Origin of the sequence: Mesotoga sp. UBA5557 (assembly GCF_002425715.1) — a bacterium.
Taxonomy (GTDB): Bacteria; Thermotogota; Thermotogae; order Petrotogales; family Kosmotogaceae; genus Mesotoga.
Genome location: NZ_DIMV01000090.1, coordinates 302 through 2,734, shown reverse-complemented (window position 1 = coordinate 2,734; position 2,433 = coordinate 302). Strand labels below are relative to the sequence as shown.

At 46.2% G+C, this 2,433-nt stretch carries 1 protein-coding gene; it reads right to left on the bottom strand.

Annotated features, from left to right (window positions below):
* Positions 1-521: 521 nt before the first annotated feature.
* Entirely contained in the window at positions 522-1,907 is a 1,386-nt protein-coding gene (locus B3157_RS11440) for an ATP-binding protein (RefSeq protein ID WP_292590607.1), read from the bottom strand.
* Positions 1,908-2,433: the final 526 nt, after the last annotated feature.

The following is a 2,433-nucleotide window of genomic DNA, read 5'->3' as shown; positions in this document are numbered from 1 at the left end:
CGCGTCCAGGTTCTTCGTTCTTGGTCAAGCACATCTCGTCTGAACCTGATTCAGAATCTCGATCTAAGATCAGTTACAAGTGGAGAACCGTCCTTCGCTGAGACCCAAGGCCAGATCCTGAACAGGAGCACTTCAGGATGACGTGAAGGACTGTCATCCCGTAGAGCCTGCCCCAAAATGCTCCTGTTTGGGGGGTCTGCACGGGATCTGGTCTTGAAGTACCGAGGTTGCAGTGGGTGGTTGCAGGTTCGAAAAACCTTGAGAGCAGTATTTGGAAACAAGTTCAGCATGACGGGATGCGATATTCTCCAAATAACCTAAGGCAATCATTTCAGAGTCGGATCCTGAATTTTGTTTTCGATCTTCTTCTTGGCTTAACCAAGAACGAAGAACAGGTCCTCGCTCTGGAACGAAGAACGAGTTTTCCTCGGAGAACGGAGAACCGATGACGGTCAACGTGGTTTTTCATCAGCGGACAGCGGTTCATATGATGGCTCACAATTCTTCTGCTACACACTGAGTTATATGATTCTCTTGAAAAACTCGAAGAGAAATACGTTCTTGTTTCTTTGCGAGTAGACCAGCAATTCCTTGCTGAAACCCTTTCTGGAGAAAAGCACGAAAATCCTGTCGGTAGTCTCTGTAATTGTCGAGGCCTTCCGCTGGAGTTCTCTCAGAGTATCTATACCCATTGGCTCTTGGCGGTATTTGCATTCCCCGAAGATAACCGGCTCGTTATCCTTGTCTACGCCAACAATATCGATCTCTTCCTTCAAATTCCACCATCGTCCGATTCTTGAAATACGGTTTCCAAAGAAGCCTGCACCTGTCATCTCTTTCAGAACTTCCTGGCAGACTCTCTCATAAACGAAACTCAAGTGGCTATCGATGAAGCTCGTGCGGATCTTCTCGATTGCAGGGGTCGTGTTCTCCATTTCAAGGTAACTCCTGAAGGGATACACAAACCTGAACCAGAACTGGCTGAAGTTGTCCTTTATCCTGTAAAGTCCTTTCTTGCTCTTTTCAGGGTTCTTCTCGGTCACCGGCACCTCTCTTTCAACGAGGTCCATATCTATCAACCCGTTCATGTAGTAACCAATAGATGGCTGCTTCATATTTAGACGGGAGGAGATTTCAGAGGATTTGTGGCTCCCTTCGGCGATCGTCTTCAGTATGGAGAAATAGGTTCTAGTCTCTCTGAACTGCCTGTTTAATAGGAAGATCGGTTCTTCATAGAGATAACTTCCCTTTTTCAAGACATTGTCGGTGATATTTTCAATGAAGTCTTTCCCGGGTTGAAAGAGCTCTATGTATCGAGGCACGCCGCCCGTAACCGCATAGATGGTGAGAAGATCCTCATCGCTCTTCTCCGGGAAGAAATCAGCAAAGTCCGAATAGGGAATCTGTTTGAGATTAATCTGGGCCGTCCTGCGCCCGTAGAGAGGGCTAGAATAATCCAGCGTTTCGGAGTACATCATTCCTATCAGCGAGCCACAGAGAATCAGCATAACGTTTCTATTCTTGAGCATTTCGTCCCAGATTCGCTGGAGCTTCGTGGAAAAGCCCGGGCTCGACATTACAAGGTAAGGATATTCGTCGATTGCGATTATCGTTTTCCCCGGCCCTTTCGTGAGCAGGTCGAATATGCTTTGCCATTCCAATTTGTTTCCTGAACTCAGTATTTCCAGGCCTGTCTTGTCAAAGGAAAGCGATTGAAAGTATTGGAGATTCTGCCCCTCTTCTTCCTCGGTAGAAAGAAAATAGAGAGAGTCTTTTCCCTGCATGAATTGCTTTATAAGGGTTGTCTTTCCTATCCTTCTCCTTCCGTACAGGATCACAAAGGAGCTGCCATCTCTTTCATACTCTCTCTCAAGAATTCGGATCTCCGTTTTCCTGCCGATGAACACTGTAATCACTCCACTAATAATAGTCATGACTATTATAGTCCAAACTATAATGATTTCATAGCTGTCTAGAATCTGCCCTTGAGAATGGCCAAAGCGGAAGACTTAATATATTGCAAGGCCCCCTCTTTTCACATTGAGTCGACTTCATGGATTCTGTTCCTAGTTTCCTGAAGAAGCGTTTTGATGATTGAAATTGACGTTACTAGTGAAGCGGAGTGATTATCGATTAGAATCTGTGTGGCGTTCACGAAGACACAAAAAAGTTATTCGGAGTTCTTTACCTGCTCCGCCTACGGGAGCACCCCCAGTCAAAGAGAATATACCAACATGGTTCACATGAAAACAACGTTCTCCGTCATCGGTCCACCGTCCACCGGAAAGAAGCAGTTCCAAGTTCCATGTTGTCAGTTGCAAGCAGAAGAAATAGTTGTCCGTTGTTGGTTATTGGTAACCCGTCATTCGCTGAGACCCAAGCCCAGATCCTGAACAGGAGCACTTCAGGATGACGTGAAGGACTGTCATCCCG